Here is a 17,061-nt window from a genome sequence, read left to right as displayed (position 1 = left end):
CGGTGCCCAGTGATGCTCAGGCGTGCAGCACGACCTCGCCGTCCAGCTGGGTGACCCGGTAGGTCTTGAGTCCGAAGCGTTTCGGCTCCAGGAGCGACCGGCCGCTCTCGAGGTCGAACTCCCAGCCGTGCCAGGGGCAGCGGATCACCCGGCCGGCCTTGCCGTAGACGTACTCGTGCGGCTCGGAGGCGACGAAGGTACCGCTCAGCGAGCCCGCGCACATCGACGCACCCATGTGCGGGCACCTGTCGATGATCGCGAAGAACTCCTCGCCGATGCTGATGACGCCGACCGACCGCCCGTTCACCTCGACGATCCTGCACCCGTCCCGGCGCACCTCCTCGACGCTGCCGACCCGAACTTCCATGCGGCCCACCCACTGATCCGTCTACCGACCTGCCAATCGATTTGCTATGCATAACTTTGGCGGCTTCGAGCCATCTCCGCAACGACTGTCCGGACAGGAGTTCCCATGGCCGACCTGCTCGACCAGCCCATCGCCGAGGCGGCCGCACCGAGCCGCTACCGACTCGTCGACTGCGACGTCCACCCGATCACCAAGAGCGGCCTCGGGGAGCTCCGGCCGTTCCTTTCCCAGGCCGCGCAGCGTCGCCTGGGCCTCGACGAGCGCCGTAGCCTCACCACGATCGGGCACCGCGAGGCGGTGTCGATCCCGCGGAACATGCTCTACCTCAACCCGGCCGGGGTGCTCCGCGACGACGCCCGTGCGCCGGACGGGTCCGCGCCGGGCGCCGACCCGGCCTTCACGGCGCAACAGCTGCTCGACGGCAACGGTATCGACCGTGCGGTGCTCATCGGCGGCGAGGTGCTCGGGCTCGGGGCCATGCCCGACCCGGATGCCGCAGCGATGATCGCCTCGGCGTACAACCAGTGGCTGGCCACGACCTGGCTCGATGCCGACGACCGGTACCGCGGCTACATCGTGGTCGGTGCCCAGGACCCGGTGCTGGCGGCCCAGGAGATCCGGCGCGCGGCCGAGGACGAACGCTTCGTCGGCGTGCTGCTGCCGCTCACCGGCATCCTGATGGGGCTGCGGCACTATTACCCGATCTACGAGGCCGCGAACGAGGTGGGCCTTCCGGTCGCCGTCCACCCCAACTCGGGCGAAGGCGTCTTCCGTACCTCGCCGCCGATGGCAGGCGGGACACCGACGTACTACGTCGAGTGGCACAGCGGGCTCAGCCAGGTGTTCCAGGCGAACGTGATCAGCCTAGTCTGCCACGGGGTCTTCGAGCGCTTCCCGAACCTCAAGGTGATCATCACCGAGGGCGGGCTGGGCTGGATCCCCGACGTGATGTGGCGGCTCGACAAGAACGTCAAGGGCCTGCGCGACGAGGTGCCGTGGGTGAGACGACTGCCCAGCGAGTACGTCGTGGATCACGTCCGGTTCACCACGCAGCCACTCCCGGAGCCGAAGCGCCGCCACCACCTGCACGTGCTCTGCGAGATCGCTCGCGCGGACCGTACCCTGATGTTCAGCTCCGACTACCCGCACTGGGACTTCGACGACCCGCGGCACGCCCTGGCGTCGTTGCCGCCAGCGATCAGGCAGCGGGTGAGCAGCGACAACGCCGTGGAGACCTACGGCGACCGACTCTGATGATCCGTGCCGATCCGGTGGCGCGTGAGGAGCCCTCGGGTGGCCACCGCTATCTGGGTCCCAGGCTCTGACCGGCGCGTTTGCGCCGGTCAGAGCCTGAGAGTGCACTTTGCCGAATCTGATCACAGTGGTGTGCGTGCCGGAGCGTTCTGGAAGGCCTGCAGGATCGCGGTGTAGGCCGGCTTCGGCTGGAGGTTCTCGTCGAAGGGCAGCGGCCGGCGCGCGGCTCCATCCTTGCGCGGGAAGTCCTCCTGCAACCACGTGTAGCGGTCGCTCAGCCCGAAGTTGAGCACGACCTTAACCGCGGGCTCCTGAAGGGCCACGGACAGATATTGCGCGTACACGTTCGCCACACCCGCGTCACGGCTGGGGATGTCCGCCTTCAGGCCGTCGTCCTGAACATCCATCTCGGTGATGAAGATGGACAGCCCCCGCGCCGCGACGTCCGACAGGAAGGTCCGGTAGGCCGCTATATCGAATTGCCGGCTGAACCCGTTCGCATTCAGGTGTGCCTGGATCCCCAGCGCGTGCACCGGGACGTTCTTGCTCTTCAGATAGTCGATGGCCTTGAGCATCGACGTCCGCCGAGCCACCGCGTCCGACCCGGTCTCGAATCCGAAGTCGTTGATGAGAAGCAGAGCGTTCGGGTCACACTGGTGGGCGAGGTTGAACGCCTCCTCGACGAAGGTCGGCCCGATCGTCTGGTACCAGGGCTCGACCGTCCAGAACCCGTTGGCGTCCTTGCGCCGCCCGTCGGTTACCTCATTGGCCACCACCCAGGCCTTCACCCGGCCGGCATAGTGCGTGACCTCCTGCTGGATCGTCCCGAACAGAAGGTCGCGCGCGTCCTGGGTGCTGAGGTTGTAGAGGGCGTCCGGTTCCCACCCGTCACCCAGTCCCTCGTCCCAGGCCAGGTGCGCCGCGAGCACCGGCTGAGCGTTGCCGGCGGCGAACGACACGATCTGGTCGCCGTAGCTGAAGTCCAGGGGCGCGGTCTGCGTTGGCTTGAGTCGATACCACAGCAGGTCGTCCTCGGTGAGCAGCATCCCACTCTCGCGCGCATACAGCGCCGCGTAGTCGGGGTCCGGCTGCACCTGCCACGTCGCGGTCGAGGAGCCGTACCGGATCCCCTTGGCCAGCGCCGCCTGATACAGGTTGCCTGTCGGTGCCGCCCAAGCCGCTCTCATGTTCATGAACTGCGACGCACCACCACCCAGCAGCACCGCGGCTCCCATGCCGCCGAAGAGGAACGACCTCCGACGGAGACCTCCCTGACCTGCCATCGCATTCTCCTTCACCGAGTTGTTCGAAGAACCGGGCCTGAGGTGCTGTGACAGGGTCAGGCGACCACTGTCACAGCGCTGGCCGCCCGTGGCGAGCCGATCCATTGCCACTGCGCAAATCGATTTACACACGTATACACCCGTCGACCACCTCGTGGGAAGGCTCAAGAGTGAGCCGACTGCGAGTCGCCGGCAGTGGAGTCGAGCAGAGTGGTCACCAGGGCGGCACTATGGCTGGGCCAGGCACAGAAACGTGCTTGGTGGTGACTCGGCGGGAGTCGAGGTGACGGCCTGGAGTGGTCGCCGCATGACGGCCACAGACATGCCCTCGGCTTCTTCTGGGGGCACGGACCGGCAACAGGGAGATGCGCCGTAGAGCGCCGAGCAATTGTCAAGACTTGTGCAGAGTGCTGCTGTCACTCGCGTCGGGGGATCGGGTCGGTGTGCTCGTCGACGCGGATCAGTGTGCGGCCGTCGTTGACGGCCGCGCGTCGGTCGCATCCGACCGCCAGGACGTAGCCGATCCCACGCTGCTCGAGGTCGCCGCGCAGGCTGGGGTCGGCGCCGTAGACCTCGTCGCCGATCACCCAAATTATCGTGGGGGAGGGGACACCCGGCCGGGCGAAGATCCGCGACAACGAATGGCAAGGGTCGGTGACGCCCAGCTCGGCCCGCTCGTTTAAGGATCTGGGCGTGGGCTATAGGGGGTGTCCGGCGGATCATGTGATGGCCTTGCACGGCCGAGCCATTTCCTTGACTGGCTTCCAAGCGCGCCGGGGTGCGGTCGTAGGGTTCTCGCTGTGACAGTTCACCGAATGCCCGCTGCGGAGGTCCCAGTCTCTGTCGAACTGGTGCGTCGTCTGCTCGATCAGCAGCACCCCGATCTAGCGGACTTGCCGGTCGAGGTCCTGGCCAACGGCTGGGACAACCTTGTGTGTCGGCTTGGTGAGGAGTTCCTGGTCCGGTTGCCGCGGCGCGCCATGGCCGCCGAACTCGTTGCGCACGAGCAGCGGTGGTTGCCGGAATTGGCCGGCCGCCTGCCGTTGCCGGTGCCAGCGCCGGTGCGTGTCGGGCAGCCGACGACTCAGTACCCGTGGTCATGGAGTGTCGTGCCGTTTTTCCCGGGCCGGATCGCGGCGCGGTCGAAGCCCGACGACCTCTGGTCGGCCGCGGCGACGCTCGGCGGTTTCTTGGGCGCGCTGCATGCCCCGGCTCCTTCGGAGGCGCCCGTCAACCCGTTTCGCGGGATTCCACTGGCCGGGCGCGCCGAGGGAGTCCTGGCCGGGCTGGCGCACGTCGATCCGGCTGACCGTGTCGCCGCACTGCGGATCTGGGAGGCGGCCGCCGCTACACCTGCTTGGGACGGTCCGCCGCTGTGGCTGCACGGGGACCTGCACCCGGCCAACATCCTGGTCGACCGCGGCCGAATCAGCGCCGTGATCGACTTCGGTGACATCACCTCGGGCGATCCCGCCACCGACCTGTCCGTGGCCTGGATGCTGTTCACGGCGGAGCAGCGTGCTGCTCTTCGACAGACGTATGGCCGCGCAGACGACGCGACCTGGGAGCGGTCGCGTGGGTGGGCGCTTGTCCTGTCCCTGGTCTTCCTGACGCACTCGGCGGACAACCCGCTGATGCGCGGCATCGGCGAGCGCGCCTTCCGTGCGGTGCTGAATTAGCAGCCGACCTCCAGGTACTACATGGCAGAACATGACGTCGTAGGCTCCAGAGCGCTTGACTTGCAGTAGCGGCCAGGGGGCTGGACGGCGGGCTGATTGACGATCGTGCGGACGAGGTGACGATCCGTGCCTGCGCGGACTCCGGCACCTTCCAGGAGGTTGGCAGGTAATGGGTCCTGCGCCGCTGCCACGACGCCCCGGGCAGCGCGGCGCCGATCGCGGCCACGAGGCCCGGGGTGGGCATCGGAGATGACCAGGCGAACCCCTGTCAGGCCACGGACGGTCAGCGACCGTACGTGCCCTGGGAGTGATTGTCACACCCGTGGGTAGATGGTTCGTTGCGGGAGGTGTGATGGTCAGGCGCAGAACGTTCCGTGACGCCGTGGTGTTGATCACGGGGGCGTCGAGTGGAATTGGCCGCGCGACCGCATTGGCGTTCGCTGCCGAAGGGGCCAGGCTGGTACTCGCCTCGCGCAGCCAAGGAGCGCTCGCGGAGGTGGAACACGACTGCCGGGCACGGGGCGGGCAGGTGCTGGTTGTGCCCACCGACATCGCAGATCCAGCGGCCGTCGAGCGGCTGGCCCAGCTGGCGGTGCAGCGGTTCGGGCAGATAGACGTCTGGGTCGAGGCGGTGGCCGTCGGCATTGCCGGGCCGCTGGGCTCTGAATCGGTAGACGAGATTCGACGGCTGGTGGACACCAACGTATTCGGCACCGCGCTGTGCGCCCGCGCTGCCCTAGCTACATTTCAGGCGCAGGGCCACGGCATCCTCGTGCTCCTAGGGTCGTTGCTGTCAGTGTTCCCGAACCCGCTGGTCCCGCTCTACTCCATGACCAAGTTCGCCATCAGAGGACTGGCCCTGAACCTTCAGCAGGAGGTCGCCCGGCATCCTCGGATAAGGGTCTGCCTCGTGATGCCCGGGCCGGTCGACACGCCGTTCTTCGAGCGGGCAGCCAACCACTCCGGTCGCCAACTACGAGCTATCCCGCCCGCGTACGCACCCGAGCGTCTCGCTGCCACCATCCTCACGTGCGCCCGCCGCCCGCGCAGGCAGGTAACAACTGGTGTGGTCTCACACCTGGCGCTGTCCGCCCACCGAATGGCACCGCGTGCCACCGAGTGGTTGGTCGCCCGGTGGAGCGCGACGTTGTTGACCAAGCCCGCCGCAGCCGTACCCCGGTTGGGATCGCTGTTCGATCCACCACCAACCGGGGCGGTGCACGGCGGATACCGCCGCAGCCGCATCCGCCGTCGGCTCGGCGAGTGGCTGGGCGTCGCGCAAGCACGCAGGCACCGTCCGACCACAAGCTGACCGGCAGTATGACGCCCCGCAGGACGGGCCCGCTGATGTCGCCAGACGCCATGCAATTCCTTCCTGCCAAACGACCACCAGGCTCCGCCGGCACCCACTACAGGAACGCTCTTTTCGTCCCACCGGCGCCGGACACCGACCGCCTGCCCCAAGGTCATGTGCGCTGTCTGCCGCTGACCGCGCGACCTTTGGCTCACCTCTGTGTCATCGATCAAGGAGTGGGGGCCGGTCAGGGCGGAGGTTTTGACCCGGCGGCACTTGTTTGCCCGTCTTCCCGGACGGCTTCTGGGCAGGCGTCCGCGCGGTGCCGGGGTCAGGGCTGGGCCGGAGGCCCACCAGTAGGGCTTGGCCTTGACGCCCGGGCCGTGGGCACCATCGGTGATCCCGTACAAGCAGGCCCGCCACACGACGGTCTCCCCGCCGCCGACCAGCACCTGGCCGTCACCCGGTCCGCCCTGCAGCAGCACCTCGACCCCTCCGAAGGTAGTTGACCAGCGAGGGCTGGGCCCGAACTCGACCACCTTGGTGCCGGCGACCGCCGGCGCTGAGCCGCCGTTCCCAAGTGAGCGGAGCGGCTTAGGAGCAACCCGGTGCACTGAGTAGACAGGCGGTACGGGTCGGCACGGCACCGCCTGTCGTCGGCCGGATGCGCTCGACGGCGGATTCGATGTGTCTTACCGGGCGGCCAACTCCCGGATCTCCGGCGTGCCGAGGAGAACGGTCATGCCCAGCAGCGTGCAGCCGGCCATCGGGGCACTCCGGCGCGGTCAGCCACCCGGGCGCAGCAGGCCGGACTCGTACGCGAGGACCACCAGTTGGGCCCGGTCGCGCAGGGCGCGCTTGGCCAGGAGGTTGGCCACGTGCGTCTTCACGGTGCTCTCGGCGAGGAAGAGTTCAGCGGCCACCTCGGCGTTGGACAGTCCCCGGCCGACCAGCCGCAGCACGTCCGTCTCCCGCCCGGTCAGGTCGGCGAGACTCGGCGGGGTACGGGTGCCCGGCGCCGGCCGGCGCAGGAACTCCTCCACCAACCGCCGGGTGATCGCCGGGGCGAGCAGGGCGTCGCCGGTGGCTACAGTACGGATACCAAAGGCCAACTGCTCGCCCGGCACGCTCTTGAGCAGGAAGCCGGCGGCGCCCGCCCGCATCGCCTCGTAGACGTACTCGTCGAGGTCGAAGGTGGTGAGCACGAGCACTCGGGGCGGGCGCGGCAGCCGCACCACCCGACGGGTCGCCTCGATGCCGTCGAGCAGCGGCATCCGGACATCCATCAGGACGACGTCCGGTTCGACGCGGCGGGTCTGGTCGATCACGGCGAGCCCGTCGGCGGCCTCGCCGACCACCTCGATGTCCGGCACCCCACTGAGAATCGCGGCGAGCCCATGCCGGATAAGGGTCTCGTCGTCGGCGATCAGCACCCGGATCATGCGGCCGGGGCCAGCGGCAGGCGGGCACGGATCCGGAAGCCGGCCGACACGTCGAGTTCCAGGCTGCCGCCACAGAGCGCCACCCGCTCCCACATGCCGATCAGCCCCCGTCCGGTGCCGCCGGAACCGCCGCGTGGTGTGCCGCTGTCGCGGACGTCCAGGTCGAGCGAGTCGGCGTGGTACCGCAGACGCACCACCACCTCGCCGCCCTCGGAGTGCTTGAGCGAGTTGGTCAGCGACTCCTGGATCAGCTGGTGGGCGGAGAGCCCGATCCCCTTGTCGATCGGGCGGCTGGCGCCCTCGATCTCGAGCCGGGCCGCCAGTCCGGCCGCCCGGAATCGCCCGACGAGCGCGTCGAGCTGCGCGAGGTCGGGTTGCGGGGCCAGGTCGACGCGGGTCACGCTCCCCGGCTCGTCGTCACCGAGCAGCCGCAACAGCCGGGCCAACTCGACGAGCGCCGAGCGGGACGCGTCGGCGATGGCCACGAAAGCGGCCCGCGCGCTGGCCGGTTCCCGGTCGAGAAGTTGGTGGCCGGCCTCGGCTTGCACGGCGATCACGCTGACCGTGTGCGAGACCAGGTCGTGCAGCTCGCGGGCGATCCGCCGGCGTTCCGCGGCGACCGCGAGGCGGGCCTGTTCCTCGCGGGTCTCCTCCGCCTGCCGGGCCCGCTCCGACAGGGCGAGCCCGTGCAACCAGCGCCGCCGGTAGGCCGCACCGACCACCACGGGCACCGCGATGAAGAGCACGATCGACGGCACCACGTTGGCAAGGTTGTCGGAGGGATCCAGCGCGATCGCCACCACCATCGCCACCGACTGGGCCGTCGCGGCCAGCGCACCGGCGGTCGGCGCCGCGTAGGCCCCGGCGGCGAACGCCGCGACCACGACCGCGACCAGACCGGCCACCTCATCGGGTGGCTCGCCGCCGAGCGAAACGGCGACGACCACCGCGCTCGTCGCGACCGCCACCAGCACCGGGTACCGACGGCGCAGGACCAGGATCAGGGTGAGGAGCACGGTGCCGACCAAGTGCTGCGTCCGTGCCGCACCGATCAGCCCGCCAACCAGGACCTCGACCACGCCGAGCACGCAGAGCACGACCGCCGGGGCGACATCGAGCAACCAACGGCGCCAGGCGGGGGTGGGTGTCATGGCGGCAGCCTAGGTGGTTTCGTCCTGGGCCCGCCTCCGCCTGTCGTACCGGTCACGCCGGGCCGGTTCCGCCTGTGGAGGGAGCCGATCGCGACTCCGGGCGGGGGTGTGCTGGGGTCCGCTTCCCTAGCGTCGGTGCCGGTGCCGATCGACGGCACCCGCCGGCAGCGCCGGCTCAGCCACCTCCAACAGGAGATCATCATGACCGATCCATCGAGCCGCCCGGCCCGGCCGCTCGCTGCCGCCCTGTGCGCCGCACCGCTGCTCTTCCTCGTCTCCGAACTGATCGTGCCGCGCGATAACACCGAAAACCCGGCCGCGGAACTCGCCCTGTTCGCCGAGCACAGCGCTGCGTTCCGCGCCGCCGATCTAAGCTACTTCGCCGCTATGGTGCTGCTCGCCGCCGCGGTCCCCGCCGTTGTCCGGCTGGTCCGCGGTCGCGGGCGGATCTTCGTCCGGGTGGCCGGGACGATGACGTTCCTCGGGACGATGGGCCTCGCGGCGCACGCCGTACTGCTGCTCTCGACCCTGGACCTGGCGCTCGACCCGCGCCACGCCGAGATGGCGGCGGCGGACGGGGTCATCTCCAACGGGACCGGCGCGATGGTCATTCTGTTTCTGCGCCTGTTCGGCTTCGACCTCGGGCTGACCCTGCTCACCATCGCGGCCTGGCGCGCCCGCCTGGTGCCGGTGTGGGCGGCTCCGCTCGGATTCCTCTGCCTCGTCGGCGACTTCTCGCCGGGCAACTGGAACGGGATCTTGTCGGCAGTCGCGGCGACGGCGGTCTTCGGGATCCTCGCGATGGGAGTGCTGCGGGCCGGGAGGACCACGCCGGCCGAGTCAGCCGCGCCAGCTCCGATTCCCGCCACCACCTGAGCCGGGGGTGGGGAAACAGGGCCCGCCACCGGATCGGGGCGGGCCCTGCCGGGCAGGCTGCCGGCCTCCGCGGGGCACCGCGAAGCCGTCACTGCTCTGATCGGAATCGCCTCTCGCTGCGCTACGCCGTGGGCTGTACCGCCGATGCTGGCTGCGGGCCGGTTGGCGATGAGATCCCTACCGTGCTGAGGATCTGACGGTGAACTTGAGATCTCTGGACCCTGGAAGGTCTCGACCTCGACGCCCTCGCCCAGTTGCACTCCTAGGCTGTGGCGGCGTTCGACACCCTGGCCGACGATTCGGCCCTGGACGCTGACGGACTTGCCCGGCTGTGCGAGCTGGCCACGCTTGTCCACTTGGTGCACCCAGCAGCGGCAGATCGAGCAGGCGGCCCAGGAGGGGATGACGGGTCGCGCAGCCCCTGGTGTACGTGGACGCCCCGGCGACAACGCCGCACAGGATCGGGCTGTTCTCCGCGGCGGTCATGCTCGACCCGGCCGACCAACTGGCCGGTCACGGCTACCGCTGGATCCGGCTGCGTCGCGGCCACTGACCGCGGCCCGTCCAGACCGGAAGGGGCGGCCCCCGACCGTCGCCCGCCCGGCGGGATTCAGCGGGCGGCGGGCCGGGACGACCGGCGGAAAGCCGCGGGGGCCACGGCATACACCGTGGCCCCCGAGTTCGTGCCGTCAGGCGGTCACCGCACTCCGAAGGCGCGGATGACGGTCTGGTCGACCGCGTTGCCCGAGCCGTCCGCGGCACTGGCCCGCAGCGACACGTACGACGCGCCCTTCGGCGCCTTCAGCTTCGCCGTCCAGGAACCGTCCTTCGTCCGGGTCAACGACTGCTTCTGCCAGTGCGCGCCGTCGTCGTACGAGACCTCCAACCGGACCGCCCCGACGTCGCCGCCGCCCGTGACGCCGGGCAGGTGCGCGGCGGAGACGGAAAGGGCGGTGTTCCGCTTCGCGGTACCGGCGGTGTCGGTGTCGACGGCGTAGTCGAGTTGCAGCAGCGGCAGCACGCTCGACTCCACGCCGGCGGCCGGCGCCTTCGACCGGAACTTCCACTTCGACTCCGTACGCGTCGAGTACGCGCCGGCGGTCGGGTCCTGGGCGGTCCGCACCACCAGCTGGTACGGCAGGTCACCCGTACCCGGCGCGGTGCCGCTGATCCAGGTGCTGGTGCCCTCGGCGAGCAGTTCGTCACCCTGGTAGAGCTGATTGGTCTGGGTGGCGCCGTTCAGCGTCATGCCGACGTGGTCGGCCCCGCCCCAACCGGGCACGTCCAGGTTGAGCGTGTCGCCGGCGCGGGTGGGCAGCTTGAAGTTGTCGTTGAGGTGCGGCCGTTCGATCGGCTCGAAGAACTGCTCCGTCCCGCTGCTGCCCGCCGGGTAGCCGGTCCGCTGGTCGATCTGGTAGGTGCCGCCCTGGACGTATGCCTCCTGGCCCCACTGGTAGAGCTCGCCGGTGGAGACCCAGTCGGTGCGTACCGGGGCGAGCGGCCGGTTGCTGGTCTGGCCGATGCCCCAGTCGGAGTACGACGGCCAGTCGAACCGGAACTCACCGCCCCGGGTCTGGCCGGGCGGGAGGGCGAAGCCCACGTCGATCCGGGCGAGTGTCTTCTTCGTCTCGGTCCGGCTGAGTTCACGCGGGATCCGGTTGTGGTACGCCTGCGCCAGGTCGTAGACGTAGTCGGCGACGGGCTGCGAGGTCACCTGGACCGCCGTCGCCCCGTGCTGGATCTGCTTGATCAGCGCCTCGCCCTCGTCGTGGCTGACCAGCGCCACCTCGACGGGGGTGGGGGTGAAGAAGTCGATCGAGTAGTCGCGCACGTCGCGCCAGGGCTGGTCGCTCACCACGAGCATCAGCTTCGCCCCGGCGGCGGTCGCCGCGGCGGCCTGATCGGCGTCGAAGAGCTCCTGGTTGCGCCGGACCACGACCACCTTGCCCCGGGCGTCCAGCCCGGCGTAATCGCTCGCGGCGCCGTTGCCCGCGTAGACGGCGGGCAGCGTCCAGCGGCCCTTCGGCAGTTGGGTGGTGCCCTGCTGACGGACCAGGTCGTCGAAGTCGACCGTCCCGGTGCCGGCGCTGAGCACCGGCTGCTCCTTGCGCCACCGGGCGCCCATGTAGAAGTCGCCGTGCTTCACGTCGCGGCCGGTCGGCTGGGCCCAGAAGCTGTCGTAGAAGACGCCGCCCTCGACGAACGAGCGCCACCGGCCCTCACCCTGCGACCGGTAGTAGTCCAGTCGGGTGTACGTGTCGGCGGTCTGCTGCGGCACCCGCGACTCGAGCCGGCGCGCCGCGCTGGCGTCCAGACGGACCACGGTGTCCTCTCGCAGGTCGATGTCCGGGTCACCGACCAGCGCCACACCGAGCGAGTTCGGCCCGTGCGCCCCCGTGACGTTCAGGAAGCTCATCGCCGAGTAGACCCCCTCGGGCAGGTAGAGCTGCGCGACGCCGTTCTCGTCGGTGTTGAGGAAGTCCGGCCCGTACGCGCCCGGCTGGCCCAGCTCGATAAGGCCAGCGGTCGGCTTGCCGGACCGGTCGGTCAGCTCCAGCCGCAGCCAGTGGTAAGGGGTGTACGTGCCGACGGAGATCGCCGTGCGGGTCAGTGTGGTCCGGTCCGGCCCGCTGGCGATGATCTGCCCGGTGTACCGGCTGCCGACGGCCGCCCGGGTGGTGTCCGTGGTGAGGGTGACCGTGGCGGTGCCGTTGGCGGGCACGGTCACCCGTGCCGCGGAGAGGCCGAACAGCCCGGCCGGTGCGTTCGGCGCGTCGACCGCCAGGTCCAGCGTGATCGGCTGCCCGGTGGTGTTGGTGTACGTCACCGGTCGCGTGCTGCCACCGGCCTTGGCCGTGTCGTCTCCCATGACGGTGTGCACGGTGCCGGTGGCGAAGACCGGGGCCTTCACCGCTGCGGCGACATCGACCCGGCCGGTGCCGGCCTGGTACGCGTCGTACTGCGGCGTGCTCTCGGTGGTGCTGACCAGCGCGTTCTTGAGCTGCTGGCCGGTCCAGTCCGGGTGCTTAGCGGCGAGCAGCGCGGCGGCGCCGGCCACGTGCGGCGCGGCCATCGAGGTGCCGTCCATGCTCCGGTAGGCGCCTTCGCCGGCCGTGTACTGCGACCTGGCGGCGAGCACGCCCACGCCCGGTGCGGTGAGTTCCGGCTTGACGGCCTCGTCGCCGATTCGCGGCCCCTGGCTGGAGAAGTAGGCGAGCTTGTCGTCGGCGTCGACCGCGCCGACGGTCAGCGCCGCGTCCGCCGCACCGGGGGTGGAGACGCTCCCCGGCGCGCCGTTGTTGCCGGCGGAGATGACGAAGAGTGCGCCGGTCTCGGCGCTGAGCGAGTTGACCGACTGGCTGAGCGGATCGGTGCCGTCGCTCGGCTGGGTCGACCCGAGGCTCATGTTGATGATCTTCGCGTCGGCGTCCCGGGCCGCCCACTCCATGCCGGCGAGAATCCAGGAGTCCTGCCCGGAGCCGGCGTCGCTGAGCACCTTGCCGACGACGAGGCGGGCATCGGGGGCGACACCCTTCTCCCGGCCACCGGACGCCGCGCCGGTGCCGGCGATGGTCGAGGCGACGTGGGTGCCGTGCCCCACCCGATCGGCCAGCTCCTCACCGGGCACGAACACGGCGGACTCGGCCACCCGGTCGACCAGGTCCGGGTGGGTCGCGTCGATGCCGGTGTCCAGCACGGCGACCCGTACCCCGGTCCCGGTGTCGCCGCCGGCCCAGACCTCGGGAGCGCCGATCTGCGCGGTGCTGTCGGCGAGGTCGGCGCGCACCCGCCCGTCCAGCCAGATCTTGGCGATCCCGCCGCCGAAGCGTCCCGTGCCGCTGGCCGCGGCGGCCGACTTCGCTGCGGGGGCGGCGGTGATCGCGGACCAAAACTCGTCGGCCTGGTCGCGGTCCTCGTTCAGCGCGGCTCCGGAGATGCTGCTCAACGTGCGGGTGCGGGTCGCGCCGGTGGGCGCGGTGGCACGCAGCCCGGCTGGCGAGCCGGCGTACGACACGATCAGCGGCAGGTGGTCGGAGTGCGCGTCGTCGTACTCGTCGGCGACCAGCCGGGTGACGTTGAACAGTCGCTTGTCGAGGGCGTCCGCGGCCACGTATGGAAGTACGGACTGCGGGTAGACGTACAGCTCTTCGCCGTCCTCCACCATCCTGACCGCGCTGGGGGCGCCGTCGGGTCGCCGTACCTCCACGGTGCCGCCGTTCGGGGTCTGGCGGGTGGTGACCACGTCACCGGTGATCAGGGTGACCGAGTGGGCGCCGGGAGGGGTGGGCAGCTCGGTCGGGGGCGCGGCGGTCGGGCCGGGATCAGCCGGAGAGCCCGGGGCGGCCAGGGCGGGTGAACCACTGGTCGCCGCGAGGGCCGCGGAGACCACGGCGGCGAGCCATGCTCCACGGTGACGCGAGAGCTTCACGTGATGTCGTCCTTGTCTCGTCTTCTGCACCGGTCGCTGACGGGGATGGCAGCGACCTCTCCAAACGCGAGCCCCGGCTCCGGGCCGGGCAACGCGCATGTGTCGGAGGGCGAAACGAGACGCTACGCCGCAATGATCATTTCGTATAGAGACGCATGCACAACAGCAAACAGCCCCTGACGCTCCGCCATGGGCGGGGGTCAGGCTCCTTCGATCGAGCCCAAGTTACCGGGAGGTAAGCATGTCGGGGGAGCTCCGCGTCGCCATCGTCACCGGAGCCGCGCGTGGTATCGGCGCGGCCACCGCACGCCGGCTCGCCACCGACGGCATGGCCGTCGTTTCCGCCTACCACAGCCCCGCCTACCGGAAGGCGCTGCGGACGCTTGGGAAGATCCAAGCCACGCCTTGACGCCTGGATGGTCGGCCGCCGGCTGCGTGCGTTGCCGGAAGACCGATCCGCGGGAGATGACCTCCTCGCCGAGGATGACCAGAATGTGCACGATTGAGCCTTCTGCGATGGGCTGATGCTCGGCGGCGCTCGGCGTAGGGGCGTCCTGGTGGTCGCCCGATCGGGATGAGGCAGGGTCACCCACCGCTGCAGGAGGATGTGGGCAAGGCGCACCGAAGCGGCTCGCAACTGGTGATTCGACGGCGATTCGACGGGGAGGAATCAGGTGGAATACCAGGACTTCATCAATGCAGTGGCCACGCGGGCAAAGGTGTCCACCGATCAGGCGGCGACAGTCACCCGCGCGACGTTGCAGGCGTTGGCAGACCGGATCAGCGCCGGCCAGGCTGAGGACCTTGCTTATCAGCTTCCCGGCGGGCTTGACGACTGCCTGCGCAAACCGCTTAGACAGGACCAGGTCAAGGCGTCGCTCGGGTTCGACGATTTCGTGCAGCGGGTGGCGGATCGCCAGGACGTCGACCGCGCGCTCGCCGATGCCGGGGTCGGCCCGGTGCTCACCACGCTCCGTGAGGCTGTCACCCGCGACGAGTTCGAGAACGCGCTGGCGCAGCTCCCGAAGGAGTTCCGGCAGGCGATCGAACCGGTGGCTGCCGGTGGCGCGCGGCGCCCCGGCTCGTAGCACGCACAGTCGAGGCAGGAGCAGGGTGCCGGCCGACCGGTTGCCTGGTGAGGCAGCCGGCCGACCGGCGCATCGGCACGTCCGGCCGCCTGGCCGGGAATATGCCCGACAAGACGCGCCTGCCCACTCGCCAGAATTCTGGCGTTCGCCGCGCTGCGGAACGCGATCAGCCACGAACGCTCCTACGGCGGTCGGGCCGCGACGCCGCACACCATGCGACTCCGTTAGCGTTCGCTGGCGACCGTTGAATGACCGAGTACGGACGACAAGCCGGTGACGGAGCAGGCCACGCCAGCCCGGCAGGAACCAAGCAGGTTCTCCGACTGGGGACCCTGACCACGGCCCTGAGATCCTCGACTACGAGGAGTCGCTTTGCGACGAGCCGGAAGCCGAGAATGGCTCGCGTGACAGGCCTCTTGACGACGGCCCGCCACTGATGGTCGACCGGGACCAGGTCCAGGCGCTGGTCCGGGTCGGGCAGGGGCGATACCGCAGGTCGTCCGGTCCTCGCGCCGCCTGCGCACTGACACATCAGACGATCCGTCGCGTTGACTGGCCGTTGCGCCGAAGCAGCATTGATCATCAGGCCGCTAACCTGCGCTGCACGGGAGGTGGTCGGGTTGGCCGGTCGGCGTTGGGACGCCTGGTTCGACAAGGAGCATCTTGTCCTCCGGTGCAGGCGGTTGCTGCCGTGGCCGAAGGCCTACGTCCGGCGCGTCCCACTGGCCACGGTCCTCGACATCGGCTCGCTCACCGCAGCCGACCACGCCAAGCGGCGGGCGCAACTCACCGTCCAGGACCCGTCGGCGCCGCACCTCACCGAGCTCATCCCTGTCCGGTTAACCGCGGAGCAGTGGGAGGTCGCCGGCGGTTTCATGCGGGAAGCGCATGGGACAGCTCCCGCGTCGCCGCAGCCCGGCGACGTGGCACCGTCGGACGGTCCCGCCTCGTTCCGGTCGGTTGCGGACGTCCCGCAGCAATCGCGGCGACGAGCGCAGCCGAAGGCCGCTCTGCAAGCCCGCCTTCCGGCCAAGCATGCCTCCACCCCGCGAAGTGTCACGTCGACAACCCCGGCGATGCGGGCCGGCGACGGCAAGCGGCCGGTGTGGCTGTGGCTCGAGAACGGGGAGATTCACGCCTCCCTCGTTGCGGTGGGCAACGCCTCGACGCGCCGGTTGAGCTCCGCCGATGTCGCTCATCTCCTGCTCGCCGACCCGTCCCGGGCGATGCCGGCGATCCGTGCGTTGACCGGCACTGCCGACAGCCGAGAGGCTCTGGCTCGCCTGCGGAGCTGGCGGCGGTCGGACCTGGTCGTCGTCAACCTGAGTGCCTCCGACCTCGCCGATCGGCGGGTCACAGAGGCATTACAGAAGCCGGGCCGAAGCAACCCCGACGGCGGCGTGCGGACCGTGTCCGGCGGCCTTCCGAGCTTGAACAAGCGCCGCCGGTGAGCATGAGCCACGGGAGACGCCGGCCCGGAGGCGATGTCGGCGTCTCCGTCGTTCCTCAGTCGGTCACCAGCCGACGCCTACGCCGTCGATCAGGTTGATGGTTTCGTCGTCGCGGGTCACCTCGTAGCCACGCTTGCGCAGCTCCGCGACCAGTTCCGCCTCGCCGCCGAGCGGAATTTTCAGGTACTCACCGTCGTGAACCGTGAGGACGAGTTCGCCGTACCGGTCCTGCAGGTCCTGCGGCAGCACGTCGAGCGCCCGCGTCGTAACCATCCTGGGCCAGTTCCCGTCCACGATCGCACCCAGCTCGGTGATGTCGAAGGGCTTGTCGTCGGCGTAGTCGTCCTCTTCGTAGCATTCGGGGCCAGCGGGGTTCTCCAGGTGGGTCATCTGCACCTGCCGGGCCTCGCCCCAGGTCCGGGCGGCGGCGAGCGCCCTGATCTCCGCGGCTTCCCCGGCGGCGGTCTCGGCGTCGACGAAGGCCAGGCAGTCGTAATTGGTGGCCTGGCCGTAGACCAGGCGCCGGGTGTTCGGGTGGTGCGTCGTCATGGCGCACATCCTGCCCCAGGGGTACGACTTCCAAGATCGGCATACGGCCGGGGGAGGATCCACCGGTCGGCTGACCGTCAGGCTGGCCCTTCCTGGCCTTGCCACCCGGGGAACGCCCATGCCCGACGCCCGCTCTGACGGCGAGCCGCGCCGGCGGTGTCGGCGCCCGCGCCGGTCACGCGACTGGAGCCGCCTCAA

The 17,061-nt window shown here is 70.0% G+C and carries 14 protein-coding genes and 2 pseudogenes; 8 read left to right on the top strand and 8 right to left on the bottom strand.

All coding sequences use genetic code 11. The annotated features are described in order from the left end of the window. Nucleotides 1-16: 16 nt before the first annotated feature. On the bottom strand, nt 17-367 hold the full coding sequence (locus tag RMN56_RS28740) for a Rieske (2Fe-2S) protein (protein ID WP_313720928.1): 351 nt from the start codon (nt 365-367) through the stop codon (nt 17-19). A gap of 105 nt (nt 368-472) precedes the next feature. Between RMN56_RS28740 and RMN56_RS28735 the strand changes: the two genes are divergently transcribed. After that, nucleotides 473-1,621 carry an amidohydrolase family protein gene (locus RMN56_RS28735; RefSeq protein WP_313720927.1) on the top strand — a complete coding sequence of 383 codons (1,149 nt, stop codon included), beginning with the start codon at nt 473-475 and terminating at the stop codon, nt 1,619-1,621. 122 nt (nt 1,622-1,743) lie between these two features. On the opposite strand, the gene RMN56_RS28730 is transcribed toward RMN56_RS28735, so the two are convergent. Continuing rightward, the gene (locus tag RMN56_RS28730) at nt 1,744-2,904 is read right to left on the bottom strand and encodes an endo-1,4-beta-xylanase (RefSeq protein ID WP_313720925.1); all 1,161 of its coding nucleotides are present in this window, start codon (nt 2,902-2,904) and stop codon (nt 1,744-1,746) included. Nucleotides 2,905-3,323: 419 nt separating this feature from the next. Continuing rightward, nucleotides 3,324-3,494, bottom strand: a pseudogene (locus tag RMN56_RS28725) (IS701 family transposase); the annotation flags it as partial. Nucleotides 3,495-3,719: 225 nt separating this feature from the next. On the opposite strand from RMN56_RS28725, the gene RMN56_RS28720 reads away from it, so the two are divergent. After that, a complete protein-coding gene (locus RMN56_RS28720) occupies nt 3,720-4,583 on the top strand; it encodes an aminoglycoside phosphotransferase family protein (protein WP_313720923.1) in 864 nt (287 codons plus the stop codon). A gap of 166 nt (nt 4,584-4,749) precedes the next feature. Here the strand turns inward: RMN56_RS28720 and RMN56_RS28715 are convergent. Further along, nucleotides 4,750-4,879, bottom strand: a pseudogene (locus RMN56_RS28715) (transposase); the annotation flags it as partial. Nucleotides 4,880-4,965: 86 nt separating this feature from the next. On the opposite strand from RMN56_RS28715, the gene RMN56_RS28710 reads away from it, so the two are divergent. Beyond that, nucleotides 4,966-5,895: an SDR family NAD(P)-dependent oxidoreductase gene (locus RMN56_RS28710; protein ID WP_313720921.1), complete on the top strand. Its 930-nt coding sequence runs from the start codon at nt 4,966-4,968 to the stop codon at nt 5,893-5,895. Between the two features lie 767 nt (nt 5,896-6,662). Here the strand turns inward: RMN56_RS28710 and RMN56_RS28705 are convergent. Next, nucleotides 6,663-7,319: a response regulator transcription factor gene (locus tag RMN56_RS28705; protein ID WP_313720919.1), complete on the bottom strand. Its 657-nt coding sequence runs from the start codon at nt 7,317-7,319 to the stop codon at nt 6,663-6,665. Next, nucleotides 7,316-8,470 (bottom strand): sensor histidine kinase, encoded by a 1,155-nt coding sequence (locus tag RMN56_RS28700; protein ID WP_313720917.1) that lies wholly within the window; start codon nt 8,468-8,470, stop codon nt 7,316-7,318. Before RMN56_RS28700 ends, RMN56_RS28705 begins: the two co-directional genes overlap by 4 nt. A 141-nt stretch (nt 8,471-8,611) precedes the next feature. Between RMN56_RS28700 and RMN56_RS28695 the strand changes: the two genes are divergently transcribed. Then, nucleotides 8,612-9,346 carry a hypothetical protein gene (locus tag RMN56_RS28695; protein WP_313720916.1) on the top strand — a complete coding sequence of 245 codons (735 nt, stop codon included), beginning with the start codon at nt 8,612-8,614 and terminating at the stop codon, nt 9,344-9,346. A 424-nt stretch (nt 9,347-9,770) separates the two neighbouring features. Continuing rightward, nucleotides 9,771-9,899, top strand: coding sequence for a hypothetical protein (locus tag RMN56_RS28690; protein WP_313720915.1), 129 nt, complete (start codon nt 9,771-9,773; stop codon nt 9,897-9,899). Between the two features lie 144 nt (nt 9,900-10,043). On the opposite strand, the gene RMN56_RS28685 is transcribed toward RMN56_RS28690, so the two are convergent. Further along, on the bottom strand, nt 10,044-13,775 hold the full coding sequence (locus RMN56_RS28685; protein WP_313720914.1) for a S8 family serine peptidase: 3,732 nt from the start codon (nt 13,773-13,775) through the stop codon (nt 10,044-10,046). Between the two features lie 241 nt (nt 13,776-14,016). Between RMN56_RS28685 and RMN56_RS28680 the strand changes: the two genes are divergently transcribed. The 3 genes from RMN56_RS28680 to RMN56_RS28670 all read left to right on the top strand — a co-directional run bounded on the left by RMN56_RS28680 (nt 14,017) and on the right by RMN56_RS28670 (nt 16,314). Further along, nucleotides 14,017-14,184 carry an SDR family NAD(P)-dependent oxidoreductase gene (locus RMN56_RS28680; protein ID WP_313720913.1) on the top strand — a complete coding sequence of 56 codons (168 nt, stop codon included), beginning with the start codon at nt 14,017-14,019 and terminating at the stop codon, nt 14,182-14,184. Nucleotides 14,185-14,449: 265 nt separating this feature from the next. Next, a complete protein-coding gene (locus RMN56_RS28675) occupies nt 14,450-14,863 on the top strand; it encodes a DUF2267 domain-containing protein (RefSeq protein WP_313720911.1) in 414 nt (137 codons plus the stop codon). 620 nt (nt 14,864-15,483) lie between these two features. Beyond that, a complete protein-coding gene (locus tag RMN56_RS28670; protein ID WP_313720909.1) occupies nt 15,484-16,314 on the top strand; it encodes a hypothetical protein in 831 nt (276 codons plus the stop codon). 63 nt (nt 16,315-16,377) lie between these two features. Here RMN56_RS28670 and RMN56_RS28665 read toward each other — a convergent pair whose 3' ends face one another. Next, complete coding sequence (locus tag RMN56_RS28665) at nt 16,378-16,863, bottom strand: hypothetical protein (protein WP_313720908.1); 486 nt, start codon at nt 16,861-16,863, stop codon at nt 16,378-16,380. Nucleotides 16,864-17,061: the final 198 nt, after the last annotated feature.

It is taken from the genome of Micromonospora halotolerans, from assembly GCF_032108445.1.
Taxonomy (GTDB): Bacteria; Actinomycetota; Actinomycetes; order Mycobacteriales; family Micromonosporaceae; genus Micromonospora; species Micromonospora halotolerans.
Note: the sequence above shows the minus strand (reverse complement) of the source record. Positions and strands in the feature narration are given on the sequence as shown.